This is a genomic window from Acinetobacter sp. YWS30-1, assembly GCF_033558715.1.
GTDB lineage: Bacteria > Pseudomonadota > Gammaproteobacteria > Pseudomonadales > Moraxellaceae > Acinetobacter.
The window spans coordinates 2598628-2619989 of sequence record NZ_CP114606.1 but is presented as its reverse complement, the minus strand read 5'-3'; the positions used below and the strand labels follow the sequence as shown (position 1 = coordinate 2619989).

Here is a 21362-nt window from a genome sequence, read left to right as displayed (position 1 = left end):
TGACAAATTCAATCGAAGTGGTTCAATTTTAGCGCGAAAGCAGATGTTTTTCCTAGTAAGTTGCAAGATCAGTTGACAGAACAGTCAATCAATCTTTAGAAGATTGCTTGGATTTTATGGCAGAATATTCAGAATAAATTGTATAGATTTATTTCTACACTTCTGGATCTTGCCAATATCACACAGGTTGCTTATGAATGCCTTAACACAGGAACTGGTCGAGCTGCTCAGTTTAGAAAAGTTAGAAGAAAATATTTTCCGGGGAATTAGCCGTAATCTGGTAGGCAAGCGCGTATTTGGTGGGCAGGTTCTGGGACAGGCCCTACGTGCTGCCTCTTATACCACAGATCGTCCTGCGCATTCACTGCATGCCTATTTCCTGTTTGGTGGCGATGTCAATGCACCGATCATTTATGAAGTGGACCGTATCCGTGATGGTAAAAGTTTCGTCAGCCGTCAGGTTCGCGCCATTCAGCATGGCCGTACCATTTTCATGTGTATGGTTTCCTTTGCGCATCAGGAAGAAGGTCTGAACTATCAGATTTCAGAACCTGAGTATCCACCAGCAGAAAGCCTGAAAAATGAAGCAGAGCTCACCCGGCAGATTATTGAATTTATTCCGGAAAATGTGCGTGCGTCTTTCATGCGTGACCGTCATGTCGAAATTCGCCCTGTAATGCCAGTGAATCCATTCCAGCCGCAACCGGAAGCGCCAAATTATGCGCACTATATCCGTACTCATGGAAAGATCGCTACAGAAGTGGATGAAATTTCCTTGCATCAGGCGATTGCTGCTTTCTATTCGGACTTTACCCTAATGACCACAGCGCTGCGTCCGCATGGTTTAAGTTATCTGTCTCCAAGCTTGCAATGTGCCAGTATTGATCATGCCATGTATTTCCATAAACCATTCCGGGTAGATGAATGGATGTTATACGACATGGATGCTACTCAAAGTGCCAGTTCACGTGGTCTGAACTTTGGCCGCATGTGGCAAAATGGTGAGCTGGTCTGCAGTACCACACAAGAAGGCCTGATCCGTTTACGTGAAATTGAAACCCAGTAAAGCATACTTTTAATTTAAATAAAGCCGGATCCCAGATCCGGCTTTATACATTTTTAAGCACGGCTCTTTATAAAAAATTACTCGATTCTCCAGCACTTGCATGGCATAGTGCCCTTAAGATCAATATTAAAAATGCATGTGAAATGAGCTTAAATACGCAGATTTTAATTGCCGCCGTATTGGGGGTACTGTTTGGATTTTTACTGACTTTATTTCCGCAAAGCACATTTTTTGATGTCGGCCTGTACGGGATTGGAATTGCCAGCAGCCTTTTTATTGGCCTGCTGAAAATGATTTTGATTCCCCTGATCTTTACCTCAATTGTGGTTGGGGTGTCTAATCTGCAGGCGGGCGGGCAGCTGAGTCGAACCTGGAAAATTACTTTACTGTGCTGCGTGACCACCACCTCATTGGCATTGATTCTAGGACTGACCTGTGCACATCTATTCAACGTGGGGAGAGGCGTAGATGTGGTGATGTTTCAGGATGCCATGGCTCAGCATCAGACTCCTGATACTTTAACGCCATCTTCTTTCTTTACCAACTTTATTCAGAATACCCTGATCAACCCCTTTAAGGCCTTTGCTGATGGCAATGTTTTGGCCGTTGTAATTTTTGCTTTGTTTATCGGTGTGGCGTTGGTCGCAGGTGGAGACAGCTTCCGTACTGTACGTAAGCTCAGTCACCAGTTTTTTGATATCATGATGTTGATGATTGGCTGGATCATGAAACTGGCACCGATTGGGATTTTTGCATTACTCGCCAAGTTAATTGCCACTGAAGATATTTCAGTACTGAGCCGTCTGGCCGAGTTTGCGGCAGTGGTGACAGGCACTACAATTTTCCACGGAATAGTGGTGTTGCCGTTATTGCTATGGATCTTCGGAAAAATGAATCCGCTGACCTTTTTTAAAGGCACCCGTAGTGCATTAATTACTGCCTTTGCCACCAGCTCCAGTTCGGCAACCATGCCGATTTCTTTAAAATGCGCGCAGGAGAACCTGGGCGTACGTCCGCAAACAGCCGGTTTTGTGATTCCTCTTGGCACGCAGCTGAATATGGATGGAACGGCACTTTATGAAGCTGCAGCAGCTTTGTTTATTGCCAATCTGATGGGGCTGGATTTAACCTTAGGTCAGCAGCTGGTGGTTTGTGCCACGGCAATGATTGCGTCATTAGGTGCACCGGGCATTCCAAGCGCCGGCATGGTCACCATGATCATGGTACTGCAATCAGTGGGTTTACCTGCTGAAGCGATTGCGATTCTACTTCCGATTGACCGTCTGCTGGATACCGTACGTACAGTAGTAAACGTGCAGGGCGATATGATGATTAGTGTGGTGGTAGATCGACATACCCGCGAGCCTGAAGTGCCGGTTTAATCTTTGTCAAAGTCCGGGTTCCAGACAATTTCCCAGAGATGACCATTGGGATCCTGAAAATAACCTGCATATCCGCCATAAAAAGTCGTGTGTGCAGGTTTAATAATTTTAGCGCCGGCACGTTCAGCCTGTGCCATTGCCTGGTCGACTTCTAAGGGACTATAGACATTATGCCCCAGAGTCATTTGCGTCGGACAGATTGGGCTTGGCTCTAGACCGGTATCTTGCTGGATACTACGCTGTGGCCATAAGGCAAGCTTAAGACCAGGTTGTAATTGAATAAAAGCCACCGCGCCATATTCAAACTCTTCACCCATAATTCCTTCACTGGGAAAACCCAGTCCATCACGGTAAAAGCGTAGTGAAGCTTCCAGATCGAGCACACCGAGGGTAATCACAGAAATCCGTGCTTGCATAAGTCCCTCCTGATTATGATTGTTATATTTCTATCTTAGGACAAATAAAAAGCAGGGAAGCGATCCCTGCTGTTAGAAATTGTAATAACAGGCAAGCTTAAGCGACTTTGAGAGTAGCGCGTTTGGCTGCCTGTGAATGGTTGAGATAATGCAGCGCATCATCGGTACTGCCTTCATGCACCGGATCATACCAAGGCATTAAATAACCGAGCTGTTGGGATACTAACCACAGCGGGTTAGGCAGAAGGCGGTTATCTGACTGGGAAATACGCAACCATTCTTTCCAGATCCAGGGTTTATATACGGCTGGCTTATACTGCTTGAAACGTGAATCCTGCGATAACAGATGTGCAGCACCATCCACCCAAAGGCCAATTACACCAATAATGATCACCACACTTAGATAATAACGGGCAATATAGCCGCCACCTAGGTGACGATATAAATCAAAAGCCACACTACGATGTTCAATTTCTTCAGCACCATGCCATTTCACCAGATCCAGCATATTCGGATCAGCACCCAGACGTTCCCATTCAGTATTGTAGAGTGCGTATTTACCCAGGACACAGGTCATATGTTCTACTGTCGCAATGATACCGAGACGAAACAGATCCCATTGGTGTTCTAGGATTTTAGGGATTTTGAGACCGAATGGCTGATCGGCGAGCAGCTTGTTAAATAGGAAATGCATGATGTGCAGATTGCGCTGGATATCAATCTGACGTTCAGATAAATATTCTTTATTGGCCGAATTATGCGCTTGCGCATGTATGGCTTCCTGACGGATAAATGCCTGTACATCATGCTTTAATTTTTCGTCAGTGATCTGGGGGAGGACTTTGTTATATAAACGGCAGAACCAGAGTTCACCTGCAGGAAGAATATTGTTAATTTCATTGACGAAGTAACTGGCAAAGGGCTGATCAGGAATCCAGTCGACCGGAGTATCTTGCCATTCAAAGCTGACTTTGCGAGGCTGGATAAAATAGGAAATGGAAGAGCCAATTCTTGTTGTTTTGAAGCGCGAAAGTAAAGACATGGTGTGAATCCATCACTGCTTGATCAAGACAGTATGAAAAAAATATCCCGAATTGCAGCAGGCAATACGGGACATTCTTTTATCCGATGAAACACATTCGGCTTATTTTTGTGGATCCTGTTCGACAATCTTTGTTGGATCGACTTCCACAGGCGCGTCCAGATCATTCAGTTCACTGGCACTGACTTCATGAGTGCTGTTGGTCTCATCTTCATCTTCTAATAATTCAATTGGTTCATCAGCTTCGTTTAAATCATGCATTGAAGCTTCAGGAATGCTGTCCAGATCAAATTCAGGTGCTTGATTCAAAGTGAAGTTCAAACGCCCGCCCATCACACTGGCCAGTTCTTCCAGACCTTGCTTGTTTAGAGAAGAAAACAGTTGAATCGAGAAATCCAGCTTCATCTTTTTCAGTTTGGCTTTCACTTCTTGTAGCGCTTTCGAAGCAGGGCCACGGTTCAGCTTGTCGGCTTTGGTCAGCAGCACATGTACGAATAATTTACGTGAATACGCCCATTCCAGCATCATCACATCAAAGTGTTGTAGCGGATGACGGATATCCATCAGCAACACCAGACCTTGCAGGCTCTTGCGGTGAATCAGATAGTTTTCCAGTTCTTTCTGCCAGACAATTTTCATGGCTTCTGGGACCGCTGCATAGCCATAACCCGGTAAATCGACCAGACGCTGATCCGGATTGCCAAGGCTAAAGAAGTTGATCATCTGGGTACGGCCTGGTTTTTTGGACGCACGGGCCAACTGTTTCTGATTGGTCAGGGCATTGATGGCACTCGATTTACCCGCATTGGAACGGCCAGCAAAAGCCACCTCATAACCGGTATCTTCTACACACAAGCTGAGCTTGGGTGCACTCATCAGGAACTCAGCTTTGCGTAACCAGTTGAGGGCTTGTACCGAATATTCAGTAATGGCTGGATCGACCTTTTTTTCATAGCTGATCTTTTGCTTTGGGGCATTTGATGCCTTACTGTTTTTCGACTTTCCTCTGCTGTGATGCATGGCTCAACTTCAATGACTAATTATACAAGAAGCTATTATAAAGGAAGTCGGGCGGGCAAGCGAACTTTAGAATTGCCCAATAGAATAAGGGTATTAGAGATTGATCAGGCTAATTGGTGACTGGATACTAAAATGTTCCTTGGTCGGTTCAACGACATCACCCAGAATATATTGATCCAGACTGGTGTAAAACTGCTCCACAGCCTGATCCAGAATGCCTTTTAATCCGCAATTGGTACGTAATATACAAGGTGGATCATTACATTCTACAATCTGGTTATCACGTTGCAGAATACGCACAATCTGTCCTAGCTGAACTTTCAGGGCAGCCGGATTAAGACGGATTCCACCCCCTTTACCACGAGAAGTAATCAGCCAGTCCTGTTTTGCCATAAAGTAGACGATTTTCATGGCATGGTTCTGTGAAATCTGTAAGCGCTCCGCCAACTCGGCAATCGTATAAGGCAGATCACGGGGTTGTGCAACATACATCAGTATGCGCAGCGCATAGTCAGTAAATTTATTCAGTTGCATGATAATACTGATGTTTTTGATGAAAAAATTTGGGTTAGTCTAGCATACCAGACTAACCCTCTGTTTTTATTTTAAGCTGAAGAAGCAGTTAGTGGCGTACACCACCTGTGCCAAAGGCTTCGCTATGAATGTTCTCAGCAGGGATTCCGCGAGCGACGAGCGCTTTTTGCTGTTCAGCCATAAATGGCATTGGGCCACAGAGATAGTAGTCTGCGTTGGCTGGTAATAATGCGCTATCTACAGTGCTTAAGTCCAGTCGACCGGCAACATCATAATCCTCGCCCAGTTTATCGCTTGGGTGAGGGAATTCATAAGCAGTCATTGTGCTTAAACGTGGATATTTGGCTTTCAAGTCATGAATATGCTGTTTCATCGCATGAACCTGTTTGCTACGGCAGGCATGGATGAAAGTCACAGGCTGCGGCATATCCAGAGTCACCAGCTGGTTCAGCATGGCTACCATTGGAGTTAGACCTACACCGCCACTGATGAACACATTACGTTTATTCGGATCAATCAGGTAGAAGTTACCTGTCGGTGCAGAGACTTCAATTTCTGAACCTTCTGGCAGGCTATGTAAAGTATTCGATACCCAACCTGGAACCATGTCGCCTTTCTGGTCTTCACGTTTCACCGAGATACGCAGGTAGTCTGCTTGTGGGCAAGTCGACAGGGTATATTGGCGTGGTTGTCTCAGATTTAACTCAGGTACAAACACACGTACAGAGATATATTGGCCAGCTTCATATTTCGGTAATGGACCGCCGTCGACTGGAGCCAGGTAGAAAGAAGTGATTTCGTCACTTTCCACGACTTTCTTGGCAATCTTGAAGTTGCGCCAGCCTAACCAGCTGCCTTTAGTCTGTTCATGCTGGTCGTAAATCGCTTTTTCAGTTGCAATGAACAGATCCGCCAGTTGACCGTACGCTGCAGCCCAAGCATCAATCAATGGATCATCCATCGAAATGTTCAGCACTTCACTGATCGAATGCAACAGGTTTTCCCCAACAATACCGTAATCCGGTGCCTTAATGTTTAAGCTCACGTGTTTATGTGCGATCAGCTCAACCACGGGTAACAGCACAGATGGATCTTCGATATTTTCAGCATAAGCCAGAACCGCACCTGCCAAGGCTTGTGCTTGAGCTCCACTGCGTTGATGTCCCATGTTAAAGGTTTCTTTCAAATCAGGATTATTGCCTAGCATGCGGTTATAGAAATAACCGGTCAGGGCAACCCCATTTTCACGAAGTACAGGAACAGTGGCTTTTACAAGGTCAATTTGCTGTGGAGTCATAGCTGATCTCTCATGGCTGTTATTTATAAGATGTATTTAGAATACATCTTATAAAATGCTTTTACAATATAGTAAAAGCATAAAACCATAAAAAAATTATGGGATATAAAAATATCCCATAAAAATGATGTTTTCGATCGGAGAAAGGAAGGTTATTTGCGCCCGAAGAGGGAACCTAATAGACCACGCACAATTTTCTGTCCGGTACTACCACCAAGACTACGTGCTGCACTTTTGGCAAAGGTACCCACAATATCCTGAGTAAGTTTTTCACGTTGCTTGGCTGCACGCTCAGCTTCTTTTTGCTGTTCACGTGCCAAACGTTCCTGTTCCTTGGCTTGCTGTTTAGCCAGAGCTTCCTGTTCTTTGGCCTGTTGCTTGGCAAGTTCCGCAGCTTGAGCCTGCTGCTGAAGTTCCAGTACTTTTTGCTGCAGCATCTCATGCGCACTGTCACGGTCAACTTCCTGCTCATAAATACCAGCGACAATGCTTTGCTGCATCAGTGCTTTACGTTCTTCTGGTGTAATCGGGCTAAAAGAAGAATGTGGTGGCATGATCCAGCCACGTTCAACAATCTGTGGAGTCCCTTTTTCATCCAGACAGCTAATCAGCGCTTCACCTACAGCAAGTTCAGTAATCGCTTCCTGTACTTTAAATTCTGGATTGGCACGGAAGGTATCCGCCGCCGTTTTGACTGCCTTCTGATCTTTAGGAGTAAAAGCGCGTAAGGCATGCTGAACCCGGTTGCCGAGTTGACTGAGGACGCTTTCTGGTAAATCCAGTGGATTCTGGGTGACAAAGTAAATCCCGACACCTTTGGAGCGGATCAAGCGTACCACCTGTTCAATCTTTTCCTGTAGGGCAGGGCTGGCATTATCAAAGAGTAAATGCGCTTCATCAAAGAAGAACATCAGTTTCGGTTTGTCCAGATCACCCACTTCCGGTAACTGTTCAAATAACTCTGACAGCATCCATAATAGGAAAGTGGCGTACAACTTCGGTGTGTTCATCAGCTTGTCGGCAGCCAGCAAATTGATATTGCCGCGGCCTTGGCTATCCGTTTGCAGGAAATCCATCAGGTCGAGTGCTGGCTCGCCAAAGAATTTATCCCCGCCTTAATCTGCAAGTGCCAATAAATTGCGTTGAATCGCACCGAGGCTGGCGGGGGAGAGATTGCCATATTCCGCTTTAAAGTCTGCAGCATGTTCGCTGACATAGCTGAGCATGGCTTTCAGGTCTTTAAAATCGATCAGTAACAAGCCCTGATCGTCGGCAATTCGGAAGACTGCCGAGAGAACGCCTTCTTGCGTGTCATTCAGGTTCAGGATGCGGGCAAGCAAGAGTGGCCCAATTTCAGAAATCGTAGTACGGACCGGATGGCCTTGTTCACCAAACAGATCCCAGAATACGACCGGCGAAGCTTCAAAAGGAATCGAATCAATATTCAGACTTTTAATACGTTCATCAAACTTAGGATTACTTTCGCCTGGCTTGGCCAGGCTGGAAACATCGCCTTTGGCATCGGCAAGGAACACGGGTACACCAATGCGAGAAAAGTTTTCTGCTAAAACTTTCAAGGTTACCGTTTTGCCGGTTCCGGTCGCGCCGGCAATCAGTCCGTGACGGTTGGCAAGCTGTGAGTGCAGTACAATATCTTGCGTAGTATCACTGGTTTTTTTTGCAATAATGATTGGTGTACCCATAGATTTTCCTGTTGTTATTTATTCATTTTTAAGTTTTTTCATTTCTTGTAGTGCATGCTGAATATCTTCAATCAGATCTTCCGGATGTTCCAGACCAATACAGAAACGAACCAGAAAACCCTCCTTCAAATGTGAATGTTCAAGCACACGCATTTCTTTTAAGTTATATAGCATGACCAGACTGACAGGACCACCCCAGCTAAAGCCAAGCTTAAACAGTTTTAAGCTGTCACAGAAATTGCGAATATCTTGCAACTTGTAGTTATTGTCAAAAATCACGCTGACCACTCCGGCACTGTGTCCTTGCTTGCAAATTTCTTTCCAGTTTTTATGGCCAGCATTGTCAGTATCAGCCGGATGTAAGACCTGAACAAATTCTGGTTGCTGTTTGAGCCAGTCTAATAAGGTTAAGCAACTTTGTGATTGATGTTCATATCGGAGTTGCATCGATGCCAGACTTCGTTGTACCTGAGCGACATCATCACCTGATACTGAAATACCCTGAATGGCATGCGCACGGAACAACTTGTGGTGCAGTTCTTTATTGCGCGTAACCACTGAACCCATCAGGATATCACCGCCACCACTTGGATATTTAGTAAGGGCATGCACGGTCATATCGACACTTAAGTGTTCATTGCCAAAATCAAAAGCATTAAAGGCAAGACCTGCACCCCAGGTATTATCAAGCGCAGTGAGAATGTTGTTAGCTTTAGCTTTCTTGACCAAGCGACTTAAATCGGGAAATTCTAAAGTCACGGAACCCGCCGCTTCAAGCCAAAGTAGTTTGGCTTTTTCCGAGGGCTGAAAAGTATCCGCATCTATCGCATTATAGACTTTGACCTGAATACCATAGCGGGTTTCCAGATTGCGTAGATGTTCCATGTTTGGACTATAGATATTATCTGCAACCCACACTTCATCGCCCTGGCTTAAAAAACAAGAATTCACGAGATTAATCGCGGATAAACCACTCGGTGCCAGCAAACAATATTGACCACCTTCGATCTGGGCAATGCTATCGCCTAAGGTAAATGTCGTCGGTGTACCGTGGGTGCCATAGCTATAGTCATAGTCATCGGTCCAATGGCGATTAAATAGGGCATCGGTGTTGTTAAAGATAATGGTTGATGCACGAAACAGGGGAGGTTGAATACTGGAAATGTATTGCGGGGCCTTTCGTGGTGCATGAATCAGCGCTGTTTGAGGATTTTTTTTCACGTGAATGCTCTTAAATGTAATCAAATATTGCTTTAGCTTAAGAGAATCTCATTATTGCTGCTAGTTATGTTGTGAAATGTTGAAAAAACTGACATTGCTAAAAAGTTGGCTTCATTTTTGCAAAACCTAAAATCAGAGAGCTACAACAAAAGGTTTAGGCGCATGAAGTCGCAGTTAAAAGTACATTATTTTCAGCATATTGCTGGCGAGGGTTTTGGTAGTTGTATTGCTTTTTTAAAGCAGCATCAGGCGCAAATTACTGCGACTGAATTCTTTGCTTTACCCGTCGATCGTCCACTCGATATAGAAGCTTTACCAGCAGTTGAAGAAGTTGATTTGCTGATCATCATGGGCGGCACCATGAGTGTCAATGATGAGGCAAATTATCCATGGCTCAAGATCGAAAAACGCTGGTTACGCCGTTATCTTTCTCAAGGCAAACCGGCGATTGGCTTATGTTTAGGCGGGCAGTTGATTGCCAATGCCTTAGGTGCGGCCGTCAGCCGAAACCAGGAACAGGAGTTAGGCTGGACCACGGTACGCAAAGTCGCGCATGTACCCGAGGATTGTTTTATTTTACCTGAACAGTTTGAAATTATGCAGTGGCATAGTGAAACCTTTGAACTACCTAAAGGGGCAATTCATCTGGCAGAAAATGAAGCCTGTCGTAATCAGATGTATCAACTCGGCAAGAATGTCTTGGGGTTCCAGTTTCATCCGGAAATCACCCCGAAAACTTTAAAGCTGTTTTTGGAAAATGAAGAAGAAATTTCACAATTTTCTGGAAAATATGTACAGGACATACAACAACTGAAAAGAACAACCAAAAATAATTTTATCCAAGGAAATCAAATACTAAATCAAGCTATTCAGTATGTTTTGGAAAAAACAGCCTAGTGAGTAAAAAATAAACAATTGATTTCCCGAATAAATTGAAATACAGCAAGAAAAACCGTAAAAGGGATTTGCTTATGCAATAAACAATGGCTATAATAAGCGACCCTTCGAGAGGAAGGGGGTTAACTGCGAAGAAAGTAGTTAACTATCGTTACAGTCGTGGCATCGATCACGACCTTAGTGATATTTCACTGCTCTTGACACTTGCCTTAAAATAGTGGGGTGAGATGCGTCAAGAGTGATTCTTTATATATTTGGCTTGGAGTTAACTGGTATGTCTAACCAGAGAATTCGTATCCGTCTTAAGTCTTTTGATCACCGTCTTATTGATCAATCAGCTCAAGAAATCGTAGAAACAGCAAAACGTACTGGCGCACAAGTTTGTGGTCCAATTCCAATGCCTACACGCATTGAACGTTTTAACGTTTTAACATCACCACACGTTAACAAAGATGCGCGTGACCAATACGAGATCCGCACTTACAAACGTTTGATCGACATCGTTCAACCTACAGACAAAACTGTAGATGCATTGATGAAGTTAGATCTTGCAGCTGGTGTTGATGTTCAGATCGCATTGGGTTAAGGCTTTCGGGTTAATTAACGCTCTAAGTTAATTAGGCCGCTTTTTTAGAGGTTTATGCACATGGCTATTGGTTTAGTCGGTCGCAAGTGCGGTATGACACGTATCTTTACAGATGCTGGTGTTTCTGTGCCTGTTACAGTGATTGAGGTTGATCCTAACCGCATCACTCAAATCAAAACGCTTGAAACTGATGGTTATCAAGCGATTCAAATCACTACTGGTGAACGTCGCGAATCTCGCGTAACTAACGCTCAGAAAGGTCACTTCGCGAAAGCTGGTGTTGCTGCTGGTCGTCTGGTTCAAGAATTCCGCGTTTCAGAAGCTGAGCTTGAAGGTCGTGAAGTTGGCGCTACTATCGGTGTAGATCTGTTCACAGTGGGTCAAATTGTTGACGTAACTGGTCAGTCTAAAGGTAAAGGTTTCCAGGGTGGTGTTAAGCGTTGGAACTTCCGTACTCAAGACGCTACTCACGGTAACTCTGTTTCTCACCGTGTTCTAGGTTCTACAGGTCAAAACCAGACTCCTGGTCGCGTGTTCAAAGGCAAAAAAATGGCTGGCCATTTAGGTGCTGAACGCGTAACTGTACAGGGTCTTGAAATTGTATCTATCGACGCAGAACGTTCAGTTCTAGTAGTTAAAGGTGCGATTCCTGGCGCTACTGGTGGCGACGTAACTGTTCGTCCTACGATCAAGGCCTGAGGGGAAATAACGTGAATTTAAATACTGTTTCCGGCTCTGCTGTTGAATTATCAGAAGTTGCGTTCGGTCGTGAATTTAATGAAGCTCTTGTACACCAAGTTGTTACAGCTTACTTAGCTGGTGGTCGTCAAGGTTCTAAAGCTCAGAAATCACGTGCAGACGTTTCTGGCGGTGGTAAAAAACCATTCCGTCAAAAAGGTACTGGCCGCGCTCGTGCTGGTTCTATTCGTAGCCCAATCTGGGTTGGCGGTGGTAAAACTTTTGCTGCTCGTCCACAAGACTGGTCTCAAAAAGTAAACCGTAAAATGTACCGCGGTGCTATGCAATGCATCCTGGCTGAACTTGTTCGTCAAGATCGCTTAGTTCTAGTTGAAGAGTTTGCTGTTGCAGCTCCAAAAACTAAAGAATTGCTTGCAAAACTTAACGACTTGAATGCTACTCGTGCATTGATCGTTACTGATGCTGTTGATGAGAACTTGTATCTAGCTGCTCGTAACCTTCCACACGTTGATGTGGTTGATGCGACTGCAATCGATCCTGTTAGCTTGATCGCGTTCGATAAAGTTGTTATGTCTGTAGCTGCTGCTAAGAAAATTGAGGTAGAACTCGGATGAACAACGAACGTTTATATCAAGTCCTGCAAGGACCTGTTTTCTCAGAAAAAGCACAAGTTTTAGGTGAAACTGCTGGTGTTCAAGTATTCAAAGTTGCACTTGATGCAAACAAGCTTGAAATCAAAAAAGCAGTGGAACAATTGTTTGGTGTAGAAGTTGTTAAAGTTAACACTACGATCACTAAAGGTAAAACTAAACGCTTTGGTAAAACATTAGGACGTCGTTCTGATGTTAAAAAAGCATACGTCACCCTGAAAGCTGGCCAAGATGTTGAAATGGCTGACTTGGGCGATGCCGCTGAAAGCGCAGCGGAATAAGGACGAAAACTATGCCTATTCAAAAATGTAAGCCAACGTCTCCAGGACGTCGCTTTGTAGAGAAAGTGGTTCATGATCACCTTCACAAAGGCGCGCCTTATGCTCCACTAGTTGAAGCTAAAAAACGTACTGGCGGCCGTAATAACAACGGTCACATTACGACTCGTCACGTTGGTGGCGGTCACAAACAACACTACCGTTTAATCGACTTCAAACGTAACAAAGATGGCATCCCAGCTGTAGTTGAGCGTATTGAATACGATCCAAACCGTACTGCGCACATTGCGTTGTTGAAGTATGCTGACGGTGAACGTCGCTACATCATCGCGCCTAAAGGTTTACGCGCTGGTGATTCAGTTCAATCTGGTAACGATGCTCCAATCCGTCCAGGTAACTGCTTGCCACTTCGCAACATGCCTATCGGTTCTACTCTTCACAACATCGAACTTAAAATCGGTAAAGGCGCGCAGTTAGCTCGTTCAGCTGGTACTTCTGTTCAGTTGTTGGGTCGTGACGGTTCCTACGCTATCGTTCGTCTTCGTTCAGGCGAAATGCGTAAAATTCATGTTGAATGCCGCGCTGTGTTAGGTGAAGTATCTAACTCAGAAAGCAACCTTCGCTCACTAGGTAAAGCTGGTGCATCACGCTGGCGTGGTGTTCGTCCTACCGTTCGTGGTATGGCGATGAACCCAGTTGATCACCCACACGGTGGTGGTGAAGGGCGTAACAAAGGTATTCAACCTGTAAGCCCATGGGGTCAAAAAGCTAAAGGGTACAAAACACGTACCAACAAGCGTACGACTAAGATGATTATTCGCGACCGTCGCGTTAAGTAACAAGTAAAGGAATCTGACAATGCCTCGTTCTCTGAAAAAAGGCCCATTCGTCGATGCGCACTTGTTCGCTAAGGTTGAAGCGGCTATCGCGGCTAATAACCGTAAGCCGATCAAAACTTGGTCGCGTCGTTCGATGATCCTCCCGGATTTTGTTGGTTTAACAATTTCTGTACACAATGGCCGTAACCATGTTCCAGTGATCATCTCTGAACATATGGTTGGACACAAGCTTGGTGAATTTGCACCGACTCGTACCTACCGTGGTCACGGTGTTGACAAGAAATCTAAACGTTAATAGGTGCTATGATGGAAGTAACTGCTAAATTACGCGGTGCCGCTATCTCGGCACAAAAAGCTCGTTTGGTTGCAGATCTTATCCGCGGCAAATCTGTTGCGCACGCTCTTAACATCTTAAACTTCAGCAACAAAAAAGCTGCAGTATTGGTTAAGAAAGCGTTGGAATCTGCAATTGCAAACGCTGAACATAATAACAGTTTAGATGTAGACGACCTTAAAGTTTCTACGATCTACGTTGATGAAGGCATGAGCCTGAAACGTATTATGCCACGTGCTAAAGGCCGTGCAGATCGTATTACTAAGCGTACTTGTCACATCACCGTTAAGGTAGGGGTTTGATATGGGTCAGAAGGTTCATCCAATCGGTATCCGCCTAGGTGTTGTGAAACGTCATAACGCTAACTGGTATGCGAGTCCGAAACAATACGCTGAATACTTGCTTAAAGATTTGCAAGTTCGTGAGTTTTTAACTAAAAAACTTAAGAATGCAATGATCAGCAATATTCTTATCGAACGTCCAACAGGCGCTGCTAAAGTAACTATTAGCACTGCTCGTCCTGGTATCGTAATCGGTAAAAAAGGCGAAGACATTGAGAAATTACAACGCGAATTAACATCTATTATGGGTGTTCCTGCGCAAGTAAGTATCAACGAAATTGATCGTCCAGACTTAGACGCGCGTCTAGTTGCTGAAGCTATCGCTTCTCAATTGGAAAAACGTGTAATGTTCCGTCGTGCTATGAAGCGTGCGGTTCAAAACACTATGCGTGCTGGTGCGAAAGGTATCAAAGTAGAAGTTTCAGGCCGTTTAGGTGGTGCTGAGATTGCTCGTACTGAATGGTATCGTGAAGGTCGTGTACCTCTACATACTCTTCGTGCAGATATCGACTACGCGACTATGCGTGCTGAGACTACTTACGGTACGATTGGTGTTAAAGTTTGGATCTTCCGTGGCGAGATCTTGGGTGGCATGAAACAAGTCATGAACCCAGCTCCAGCTGAAGAACGTCCAGCTAAACGCGGTCGCGGTCGTGGTGAAGGTCAAGAGCGTCGTGGTCGTCGCAATGATCGTTCTGCTGAAAAAGGAGAATAATCCATGTTGCAACCTAAACGTACTAAATTCCGTAAGGTGCAAAAAGGCCGTAACACTGGTCTAGCTCACCGCGGTAGCTCAGTATCTTTTGGTACTATCGCACTTAAATCAATCGAACGTGGTCAAATGACTGCACGTCAAATTGAAGCAGCGCGTCGTACAATTAGCCGTCGTATTAAACGTGGTGGTAAAATCTTTATCCGTGTATTCCCGGACAAGCCAATTACTTCTAAACCACTTGAAGTGCGTATGGGTAAAGGTAAAGGTTCTGTGGAATACTGGGTTTGCCAAATCAAACCAGGTAAAGTCTTGTACGAAATTGATGGTGTTAACGAAGACCTAGCTCGCGAAGCGTTCACGCTTGCTGCTGCTAAACTTCCGTTTAAAACCACTATCGTGACTCGGACGGTAATGTAATGAAAACTAAAGATCTACGTGAAAAGTCGGTAGAAGAGTTGACAGCTTTGCTTGATGAGCAACAGCTAAACCAATTCCGTCTTCGTATGGCGAAAGCAACTGGTCAATTGGGTAAATCGCACGAAGTGCAATTGACTCGCAAGACTATTGCTCGTATCAAGACCCTCCTTACCGAAAAACAGGGGAACGGACAATGAGTGAAAATACAGTCCGCACGTTAACAGGCAAAGTAGTAAGCGACAAGATGGAAAAATCTATCGTTGTTCTTATCGAACGCCGTGTTCAACACCCGTTGTATGGCAAATCAATCCGCCGTTCAACAAAATTACATGCTCATGATGAGAACAACACAGCTAAAGTTGGCGACGTTGTAACCATTAAAGAAAGCCGCCCAATGTCTAAAACTAAGTCATGGACTTTAGTTGAAGTTGTTGAAGCAGCTGCTGAGTAATTAACGTTCTTGTTGCATCATCGGTCAATTTCGAGTACTCTTTGAGCCTTTCGAAATTGTGACCGGTGATGCTCGGTTTTGGAGTAGGGCAATGATTCAGACCGAAACTATGCTCGACGTAGCAGACAACAGTGGTGCTCGCCGCGTACAATGTATTAAAGTACTTGGTGGTTCACATCGTCGTTATGCTTCTGTTGGCGACATTATTAAAGTTACTGTAAAAGAAGCAATTCCACGCGCACGTGTTAAAAAAGGTGACGTGATGAATGCAGTAGTTGTACGTACAAAATTCGGTATCCGTCGTCCAGACGGTTCAGTGATTCGTTTCGACGATAACGCTGCTGTTATTTTGAACAACAACAAAGCGCCGATTGCAACTCGTATTTTCGGACCAGTGACTCGTGAACTTCGTACTGAACAGTTCATGAAAATTATTTCATTGGCTCCTGAAGTTCTATAAGAGGCGATCATGGCTAAGATTAAAAAAGGCGATCAAGTAATTGTGATCGCAGGTAAAGAAAAAGGCAAACAGGGTACTGTTCTGTCTGTTTCTAATGACCGCGTTAAGGTTGAAGGCCTTAACTTGGTGAAGAAGCATCAAAAGCCGAACCGTGTTACTGGCGCTGAAGGCGGCATCGTAACTCAAGAAGCTTCGCTTCACATTTCAAACGTGGCAATTTTTAATGCTACAACCCAAAAGGCTGACCGTGTTGGTTACCAAACGATTGACGGCGTGAAAACTCGCGTATTCAAATCTAATGGTGAATCAGTGGCGGTAGCGAAGTAATAGGTTGAAAAAGGCAATGGCCAGACTTAAAGCACGTTACAACGACGAACTTAAAGCTCAATTAAAAGAACAATTGGGAATTAAGAATGTGATGGAGATCCCTCGCATCACTAAAATCACTATCAACATGGGTGTTGGTGCAGCTTCTGCTGACAAGAAACTCCTTGATGGTGCTCTTTCTGATATGCAAGCTATCGCTGGTCAAAAACCAGTTCTTACGTTAGCTCGTAAATCTATCGCTGGTTTCAAAATCCGTGATGGTTGGCCGATTGGTTGTAAAGTTACTTTACGCGGCGAACGTATGTACGAATTCTTAGACCGTCTGATCTCGATTGCGATTCCTCGTATCCGTGACTTCCGTGGTTTCTCTGCGAAATCATTTGATGGTCGTGGTAACTACTCAATGGGTCTTAAAGAACAGATCATGTTCCCTGAGATCGATTTTGACAAGATTGACCGTATTCGTGGTATGGACATTACCATCACTACGACTGCTCGCACCGATGACGAAGGCCGTGCGCTAATGCGTGCATTCGGCTTCCCGTTCAAATAAGAGGTCGAAATGGCTAAGAAAAGTATGATTAATCGCGAATTGAAACGCGAAGCTACTGTTGCTAAATACGCTGCAAAACGTGCTGAATTAAAAGCAATTATTGCAAACGTAAATGCTTCAGATGAAGAACGTTTCGATGCGATGATGAAATTACAGGCATTACCACGTAATGCATCTCCAGTACGTCTACGTAACCGTTGTGGTTTAACTGGTCGTCCTCATGGTTACTTCCGTAAGTTCGGCTTAAGCCGTAACATGGTACGCGATAAAGTAATGCAAGGTGATGTACCTGGCGTTGTTAAGGCAAGCTGGTAAGGAGCACTATAAATGAGTATGCAAGATACCGTTGCCGACATGCTAACACGTGTTCGTAACGCACAAATGGCAAAGAAACAAACTGTTTCTATGCCTAATTCTAAGTTGAAAGTTGCGATTGCTAACGTACTTCAACAAGAAGGTTATATTTCAAACGTAGAAGTTGCTGAAGTTGAAGGCAAAGCAACTCTTACTTTGACTTTAAAATATTTTGAAGGCAAGCCAGTTATCGAAACTGTGAAACGCGTAAGCCGTCCAGGTCTACGTCAGTATCGCGGTAAAGATGCACTTCCAAGCGTTAAGCAAGGTTTAGGTATTGCAATTGTTTCTACAAGCAAAGGCATCATGACTGATCGCGCTGCACGTGCTGCAGGCGTTGGTGGTGAAGTTATTGCTTTTGTTTCTTAATAGGTGATTCCTCATGTCTCGTGTGGCTAAAGCCCCAGTAACTGTACCTAACGGTGTAACAGTTACTCAGAACGGCCGGCAGGTCGAAGTGAAAGGCAGCAAAGGTACATTGTCTTTCAACCTGCATGCGCTGGTCGAGCTAAAACAGGAAGACGGTACTCTAGTTATTGCTCCTAAAGCTGAATCTAAAGACGCTTGGATGCAAGCTGGTACTGCTCGCGCTGTGCTTAACAACCTTGTAAAAGGTGTAAGCGAAGGTTTCGAACGTAAGTTACAACTTATCGGTGTTGGTTATAAAGCTGCGGTTAAAGGTAACGTTGTTAACCTTAACCTTGGTTTCTCTCACCCGATCGACTATACGCTTCCTGAAGGTGTAACTGCTGAAACTCCAACTGCAACTGAAATCGTACTTAAATCTGCTGATAAAGCAGTTCTAGGTCAAGTCGCTGCAGATATCCGTGGTTACCGTCCACCAGAGCCTTATAAAGGTAAAGGTGTTCGTTATTCTGACGAAGTTGTACTTCGTAAAGAAGCTAAGAAGAAATAAGGCGCGAGGTTCTTATGAACGAAAAGAAACAATCCCGTTTGCGTCGTGCGAAAAGCACACGCTTGCACATCCGTGCATTGGGTGCGACTCGTTTGTGTGTAAACCGCACTCCGCGTCACATCTATGCTCAAGTTATCTCAGCAGATGGTGGCAAAGTATTAGCGCAAGCTTCTACTCTAGACGCTACTTTACGTGCGGGTACTACTGGTAACGTTGAAGCAGCTCAAAAAGTAGGTGCTTTAATCGCAGAACGCGCTAAAGCAGCTGGTGTTACTAAAGTTGCATTTGACCGTTCTGGTTTCAAATATCATGGTCGTATCAAAGCCTTGGCTGATGCTGCCCGTGAAAACGGCTTGGAGTTCTAATCATGGCTAAAGTTGAACAAAACGAAGGTCTTGTTGAAAAGCTGGTTGCCGTTGATCGTGTAGCCAAAGTTGTTAAGGGTGGTCGTATCTTCTCTTTCACAGCATTAACTGTTGTGGGTGATGGTAATGGTCGCGTAGGTTTTGGTCGTGGTAAAGCGCGTGAAGTTCCAGCTGCTATTTCTAAAGCACTTGAAGCTGCTCGTCGTAACATGATTACTGTTGACCTTGTTGATGGTACTGTTCAGCACCCTATCAATGCTCGTCACGGTGCAAGCCGCGTTTACATGCAACCTGCTTCTGAAGGTACTGGTGTAATTGCTGGTGGCGCGATGCGTGCAGTTTTAGAAGCTGTTGGCGTACGTAATGTATTAACTAAATGTTATGGCTCTACAAACGCTGCTAACGTAGTAAACGCAACTTTTAACGGTTTGCGTGATATGACTTCTCCTGAGAAAGTTGCTGCGAAACGTGGTTTAACAGTAGAACAAATTCAAGGGTAATCAATCATGAAAACGATTAAAGTTACCCAGACTAAATCTGCATCGCACCGCTTGAAAAATCACAAGCTGAGCCTGAAAGGTTTAGGTCTGCGTCGTATTGGTCATACTGTAGAAGTGCAAGATACGCCTTCTAACCGTGGTATGATCAACCAAGTCTACTATATGGTTAGTGTAGAGGAATAAGCCATGACTCTGCGTTTAAATACAATTGCACCTGCAGAAGGTGCTAAGCGTGACAACCTTCGTCTAGGTCGTGGTATCGGTTCTGGCGTTGGTAAGACTGGTGGTCGTGGTATCAAAGGTCAAAACTCACGTAAGAGCGGTGGTACTCGTCCAGGTTTCGAAGGTGGTCAAACTGCACTTTATCGTCGTTTGCCTAAATTCGGTTTCACTAGCCAATTGGCTTTGAAAACTGCTGAAGTACGTTTATCTGAGCTTGCTAAAGTTGAAGGCGACATCGTGTCTCTTGAAACTTTAAAAGCTGCGAACGTTGTACGTAAAGACATGACTCGTGCTCGTATCGTACTTTCTGGTGAAATTACTCGTGCATTCACTGTACAAGGTGTTGCATTGACTAAAGGCGCTAAAGCTGCTGTTGAAGCTGCTGGCGGTAAAGTCGAGGAGTAATCCCCAGTGTCTATGACTCCTAGTTCTTCAGGTCATGTCAACATGATGAAAGGCCAACCATTTCATGTGAAATACCGTGAAATTATTCGTCGAATGATGTTTCTCATTGGTGCGTTGTTGGTGTTTCGACTAGGAGCGCATATTCCAGTACCAGGGATTAATAATGCCGCGTTAGAAAATCTGTTTAATGCAAACCAAGGTACCATCCTTGGTTTGTTTAACATGTTTTCGGGTGGTGCATTAGAGCGAATGTCGATTCTTGCTTTAGGGATCATGCCATACATCTCTGCATCGATTATTGTGCAGTTAATGTCTACAGTGGTTCCATCGCTCGAAGCTTTGAAAAAAGAAGGCGAGCAGGGCAAACGTAAGATTAACCAATACACACGACAAGGCACGCTGTTCCTTGCACTTGTGCAAGCAATTGGTATGTGTGCTGGCCTGATCAGCCAGGGAATTACCCTGACCTCTGGTCTGGCTTTTTATGTTCCTGCAGTAACCTCTTTGGTTGCGGGGACCATGTTCTTGATGTGGCTGGGTGAACAAATTACCGAGCGTGGGGTAGGTAATGGTATTTCCATGATCATCTTCGCAGGTATCGTTGCAGGATTGCCGACTTTAGTTATGCAGTCTCTAACTTCAGTTGATAATGGCCAGTCTAGTCTAATTGGACTAGCAATTTTTGGTCTATTATCGATTGCTGTACTAGCAGCGATTGTGTTTATCGAGAAGGCGCAACGTCGTATTCCGGTGAACTATGCTCAAAAGCAGCAGGGACGTCGTGTATTTACTGCACAGCAAACACATTTGCCATTAAAAATTAATATGGCGGGTGTAATTCCGGCAATTTTTGCCAGCTCTTTACTTTTGTTCCCAGCGAGCTTAGGTCAGTGGGTTGGTAGTTCGGATCCAAGTGCAGGAATTATCAAGCGTAGTCTACAAGACTTGGCATTGGTGTTATCGCCTGGTCAGCCGTTGTATTTGGTGCTCTTTGGTGCGTTAATTATCTTTTTCTGTTACTTCTATACAGCACTGGTATTTAGTCCTAAAGAAGTGTCAGAGAACTTGAAACGCAGCGGAGCTTACGTGCCTGGTATTCGTCCAGGTGAGCAAACTGCTCGTTACTTAGATCATATTCTCAATCGTTTGACCTTTATTGGCGCGATATACATCACTGTCATCTGTTTAATGCCGATGATTCTGCAAAGCTCTTTTGGTATTCCATTTAGCTTGGGCGGAACATCGTTGCTGATCGTGGTAGTGGTGGTGATGGACTTTATGGCTCAGCTTCAAGCACATCTCACCTCGCACCAGTATGACAATCAAACGTTAATGAGAAAAACGACTGCTCATCCTAAGGGATAAGCGCACT

30 protein-coding genes and 2 pseudogenes are annotated in these 21362 nt (G+C 44.6%); 25 read left to right on the top strand and 7 right to left on the bottom strand.

The window, feature by feature from the left end; genetic code table 11:
* Nucleotides 1-193 precede the first annotated feature (193 nt).
* Complete coding sequence (locus O4M77_RS12445; protein WP_166135531.1) at nucleotides 194-1066, top strand: acyl-CoA thioesterase; 873 nt, start codon at nucleotides 194-196, stop codon at nucleotides 1064-1066.
* Nucleotides 1067-1209: 143 nt separating this feature from the next.
* A complete protein-coding gene (locus O4M77_RS12440; RefSeq protein WP_004786945.1) occupies nucleotides 1210-2448 on the top strand; it encodes a dicarboxylate/amino acid:cation symporter in 1239 nt (412 codons plus the stop codon).
* On the opposite strand, the gene O4M77_RS12435 is transcribed toward O4M77_RS12440, so the two are convergent.
* The 7 genes and pseudogenes from O4M77_RS12435 to O4M77_RS12405 form a co-directional block, all read right to left on the bottom strand.
* Nucleotides 2445-2864, bottom strand: coding sequence for a VOC family protein (locus tag O4M77_RS12435; RefSeq protein ID WP_159122630.1), 420 nt, complete (start codon nucleotides 2862-2864; stop codon nucleotides 2445-2447). The two genes, O4M77_RS12440 and O4M77_RS12435, sit on opposite strands and share 4 nt — an antisense overlap.
* 97 nt (nucleotides 2865-2961) lie before the next feature.
* The gene (locus O4M77_RS12430) at nucleotides 2962-3906 is read right to left on the bottom strand and encodes a metal-dependent hydrolase (RefSeq protein ID WP_159122629.1); all 945 of its coding nucleotides are present in this window, start codon (nucleotides 3904-3906) and stop codon (nucleotides 2962-2964) included.
* A 102-nt stretch (nucleotides 3907-4008) separates the two neighbouring features.
* A complete protein-coding gene (gene yihA / locus O4M77_RS12425) occupies nucleotides 4009-4926 on the bottom strand; it encodes a ribosome biogenesis GTP-binding protein YihA/YsxC (protein ID WP_159122628.1) in 918 nt (305 codons plus the stop codon).
* Between the two features lie 93 nt (nucleotides 4927-5019).
* Nucleotides 5020-5460, bottom strand: coding sequence for an RrF2 family transcriptional regulator (locus O4M77_RS12420; RefSeq protein ID WP_034169667.1), 441 nt, complete (start codon nucleotides 5458-5460; stop codon nucleotides 5020-5022).
* 88 nt (nucleotides 5461-5548) lie between these two features.
* Complete coding sequence (gene hmpA, locus O4M77_RS12415; RefSeq protein ID WP_004786935.1) at nucleotides 5549-6757, bottom strand: NO-inducible flavohemoprotein; 1209 nt, start codon at nucleotides 6755-6757, stop codon at nucleotides 5549-5551.
* A 152-nt stretch (nucleotides 6758-6909) separates the two neighbouring features.
* Nucleotides 6910-8460 (bottom strand): annotated as a pseudogene (locus tag O4M77_RS12410) (helicase HerA-like domain-containing protein).
* An 18-nt stretch (nucleotides 8461-8478) separates the two neighbouring features.
* Complete coding sequence (locus tag O4M77_RS12405) at nucleotides 8479-9681, bottom strand: PLP-dependent transferase (RefSeq protein ID WP_159122627.1); 1203 nt, start codon at nucleotides 9679-9681, stop codon at nucleotides 8479-8481.
* A gap of 162 nt (nucleotides 9682-9843) precedes the next feature.
* Here O4M77_RS12405 and O4M77_RS12400 point away from each other — a divergent pair, with 162 nt between their 5' ends.
* The 23 genes and pseudogenes from O4M77_RS12400 (at nucleotide 9844) to secY (ending at nucleotide 21355) form a co-directional block, all read left to right on the top strand.
* Entirely contained in the window at nucleotides 9844-10578 is a 735-nt protein-coding gene (locus O4M77_RS12400; RefSeq protein ID WP_159122626.1) for a type 1 glutamine amidotransferase, read from the top strand.
* Nucleotides 10579-10852: 274 nt separating this feature from the next.
* On the top strand, nucleotides 10853-11164 hold the full coding sequence (rpsJ, locus tag O4M77_RS12395; protein WP_000070912.1) for a 30S ribosomal protein S10: 312 nt from the start codon (nucleotides 10853-10855) through the stop codon (nucleotides 11162-11164).
* Nucleotides 11165-11224: 60 nt separating this feature from the next.
* Nucleotides 11225-11863 carry a 50S ribosomal protein L3 gene (gene rplC, locus O4M77_RS12390; protein WP_005233737.1) on the top strand — a complete coding sequence of 213 codons (639 nt, stop codon included), beginning with the start codon at nucleotides 11225-11227 and terminating at the stop codon, nucleotides 11861-11863.
* Nucleotides 11864-11874: 11 nt separating this feature from the next.
* Nucleotides 11875-12477, top strand: coding sequence for a 50S ribosomal protein L4 (gene rplD, locus O4M77_RS12385; RefSeq protein ID WP_004786925.1), 603 nt, complete (start codon nucleotides 11875-11877; stop codon nucleotides 12475-12477).
* Nucleotides 12474-12794, top strand: coding sequence for a 50S ribosomal protein L23 (gene rplW / locus O4M77_RS12380; protein ID WP_004786923.1), 321 nt, complete (start codon nucleotides 12474-12476; stop codon nucleotides 12792-12794). The genes rplD and rplW overlap by 4 nt, the downstream gene beginning before the upstream one ends.
* Nucleotides 12795-12805: 11 nt before the next feature.
* Nucleotides 12806-13630, top strand: coding sequence for a 50S ribosomal protein L2 (gene rplB / locus O4M77_RS12375; protein WP_005233738.1), 825 nt, complete (start codon nucleotides 12806-12808; stop codon nucleotides 13628-13630).
* A 19-nt stretch (nucleotides 13631-13649) separates the two neighbouring features.
* A complete protein-coding gene (rpsS, locus tag O4M77_RS12370; protein WP_004673001.1) occupies nucleotides 13650-13925 on the top strand; it encodes a 30S ribosomal protein S19 in 276 nt (91 codons plus the stop codon).
* A gap of 11 nt (nucleotides 13926-13936) precedes the next feature.
* On the top strand, nucleotides 13937-14266 hold the full coding sequence (rplV, locus tag O4M77_RS12365) for a 50S ribosomal protein L22 (RefSeq protein WP_001982638.1): 330 nt from the start codon (nucleotides 13937-13939) through the stop codon (nucleotides 14264-14266).
* 1 nt (nucleotide 14267) lies between these two features.
* Nucleotides 14268-15084: pseudogene (gene rpsC, locus O4M77_RS12360) on the top strand (30S ribosomal protein S3).
* Nucleotides 15024-15437, top strand: coding sequence for a 50S ribosomal protein L16 (gene rplP / locus O4M77_RS12355; protein WP_004786917.1), 414 nt, complete (start codon nucleotides 15024-15026; stop codon nucleotides 15435-15437). Before rpsC ends, rplP begins: the two are co-directional and overlap by 61 nt.
* Nucleotides 15437-15634, top strand: coding sequence for a 50S ribosomal protein L29 (gene rpmC, locus O4M77_RS12350; protein ID WP_004786915.1), 198 nt, complete (start codon nucleotides 15437-15439; stop codon nucleotides 15632-15634). The genes rplP and rpmC overlap by 1 nt, the downstream gene beginning before the upstream one ends.
* A complete protein-coding gene (gene rpsQ / locus O4M77_RS12345) occupies nucleotides 15631-15888 on the top strand; it encodes a 30S ribosomal protein S17 (protein ID WP_004786913.1) in 258 nt (85 codons plus the stop codon). Before rpmC ends, rpsQ begins: the two co-directional genes overlap by 4 nt.
* A 91-nt stretch (nucleotides 15889-15979) precedes the next feature.
* Nucleotides 15980-16348 carry a 50S ribosomal protein L14 gene (gene rplN / locus O4M77_RS12340; RefSeq protein WP_001982634.1) on the top strand — a complete coding sequence of 123 codons (369 nt, stop codon included), beginning with the start codon at nucleotides 15980-15982 and terminating at the stop codon, nucleotides 16346-16348.
* Between the two features lie 9 nt (nucleotides 16349-16357).
* On the top strand, nucleotides 16358-16675 hold the full coding sequence (rplX, locus tag O4M77_RS12335) for a 50S ribosomal protein L24 (RefSeq protein WP_004786911.1): 318 nt from the start codon (nucleotides 16358-16360) through the stop codon (nucleotides 16673-16675).
* A gap of 16 nt (nucleotides 16676-16691) precedes the next feature.
* Nucleotides 16692-17228, top strand: a complete 537-nt coding sequence (gene rplE, locus O4M77_RS12330) for a 50S ribosomal protein L5 (RefSeq protein WP_004786908.1) — start codon at nucleotides 16692-16694, stop codon at nucleotides 17226-17228.
* A 9-nt stretch (nucleotides 17229-17237) separates the two neighbouring features.
* Complete coding sequence (rpsN, locus tag O4M77_RS12325; protein ID WP_004786907.1) at nucleotides 17238-17543, top strand: 30S ribosomal protein S14; 306 nt, start codon at nucleotides 17238-17240, stop codon at nucleotides 17541-17543.
* 12 nt (nucleotides 17544-17555) lie between these two features.
* Complete coding sequence (rpsH, locus tag O4M77_RS12320) at nucleotides 17556-17951, top strand: 30S ribosomal protein S8 (protein WP_004786905.1); 396 nt, start codon at nucleotides 17556-17558, stop codon at nucleotides 17949-17951.
* Nucleotides 17952-17964: 13 nt separating this feature from the next.
* Nucleotides 17965-18498 carry a 50S ribosomal protein L6 gene (gene rplF / locus O4M77_RS12315; RefSeq protein ID WP_004786903.1) on the top strand — a complete coding sequence of 178 codons (534 nt, stop codon included), beginning with the start codon at nucleotides 17965-17967 and terminating at the stop codon, nucleotides 18496-18498.
* Between the two features lie 14 nt (nucleotides 18499-18512).
* Complete coding sequence (gene rplR / locus O4M77_RS12310; RefSeq protein WP_004281497.1) at nucleotides 18513-18863, top strand: 50S ribosomal protein L18; 351 nt, start codon at nucleotides 18513-18515, stop codon at nucleotides 18861-18863.
* A gap of 2 nt (nucleotides 18864-18865) precedes the next feature.
* Nucleotides 18866-19363 (top strand): 30S ribosomal protein S5, encoded by a 498-nt coding sequence (gene rpsE, locus O4M77_RS12305; RefSeq protein WP_004786901.1) that lies wholly within the window; start codon nucleotides 18866-18868, stop codon nucleotides 19361-19363.
* Nucleotides 19364-19369: 6 nt separating this feature from the next.
* Nucleotides 19370-19546: a 50S ribosomal protein L30 gene (gene rpmD / locus O4M77_RS12300; protein WP_004786899.1), complete on the top strand. Its 177-nt coding sequence runs from the start codon at nucleotides 19370-19372 to the stop codon at nucleotides 19544-19546.
* Between the two features lie 3 nt (nucleotides 19547-19549).
* Nucleotides 19550-19990, top strand: a complete 441-nt coding sequence (rplO, locus tag O4M77_RS12295; RefSeq protein ID WP_004786897.1) for a 50S ribosomal protein L15 — start codon at nucleotides 19550-19552, stop codon at nucleotides 19988-19990.
* 45 nt (nucleotides 19991-20035) lie between these two features.
* Entirely contained in the window at nucleotides 20036-21355 is a 1320-nt protein-coding gene (gene secY / locus O4M77_RS12290) for a preprotein translocase subunit SecY (protein WP_171505548.1), read from the top strand.
* Nucleotides 21356-21362 lie beyond the last annotated feature (7 nt).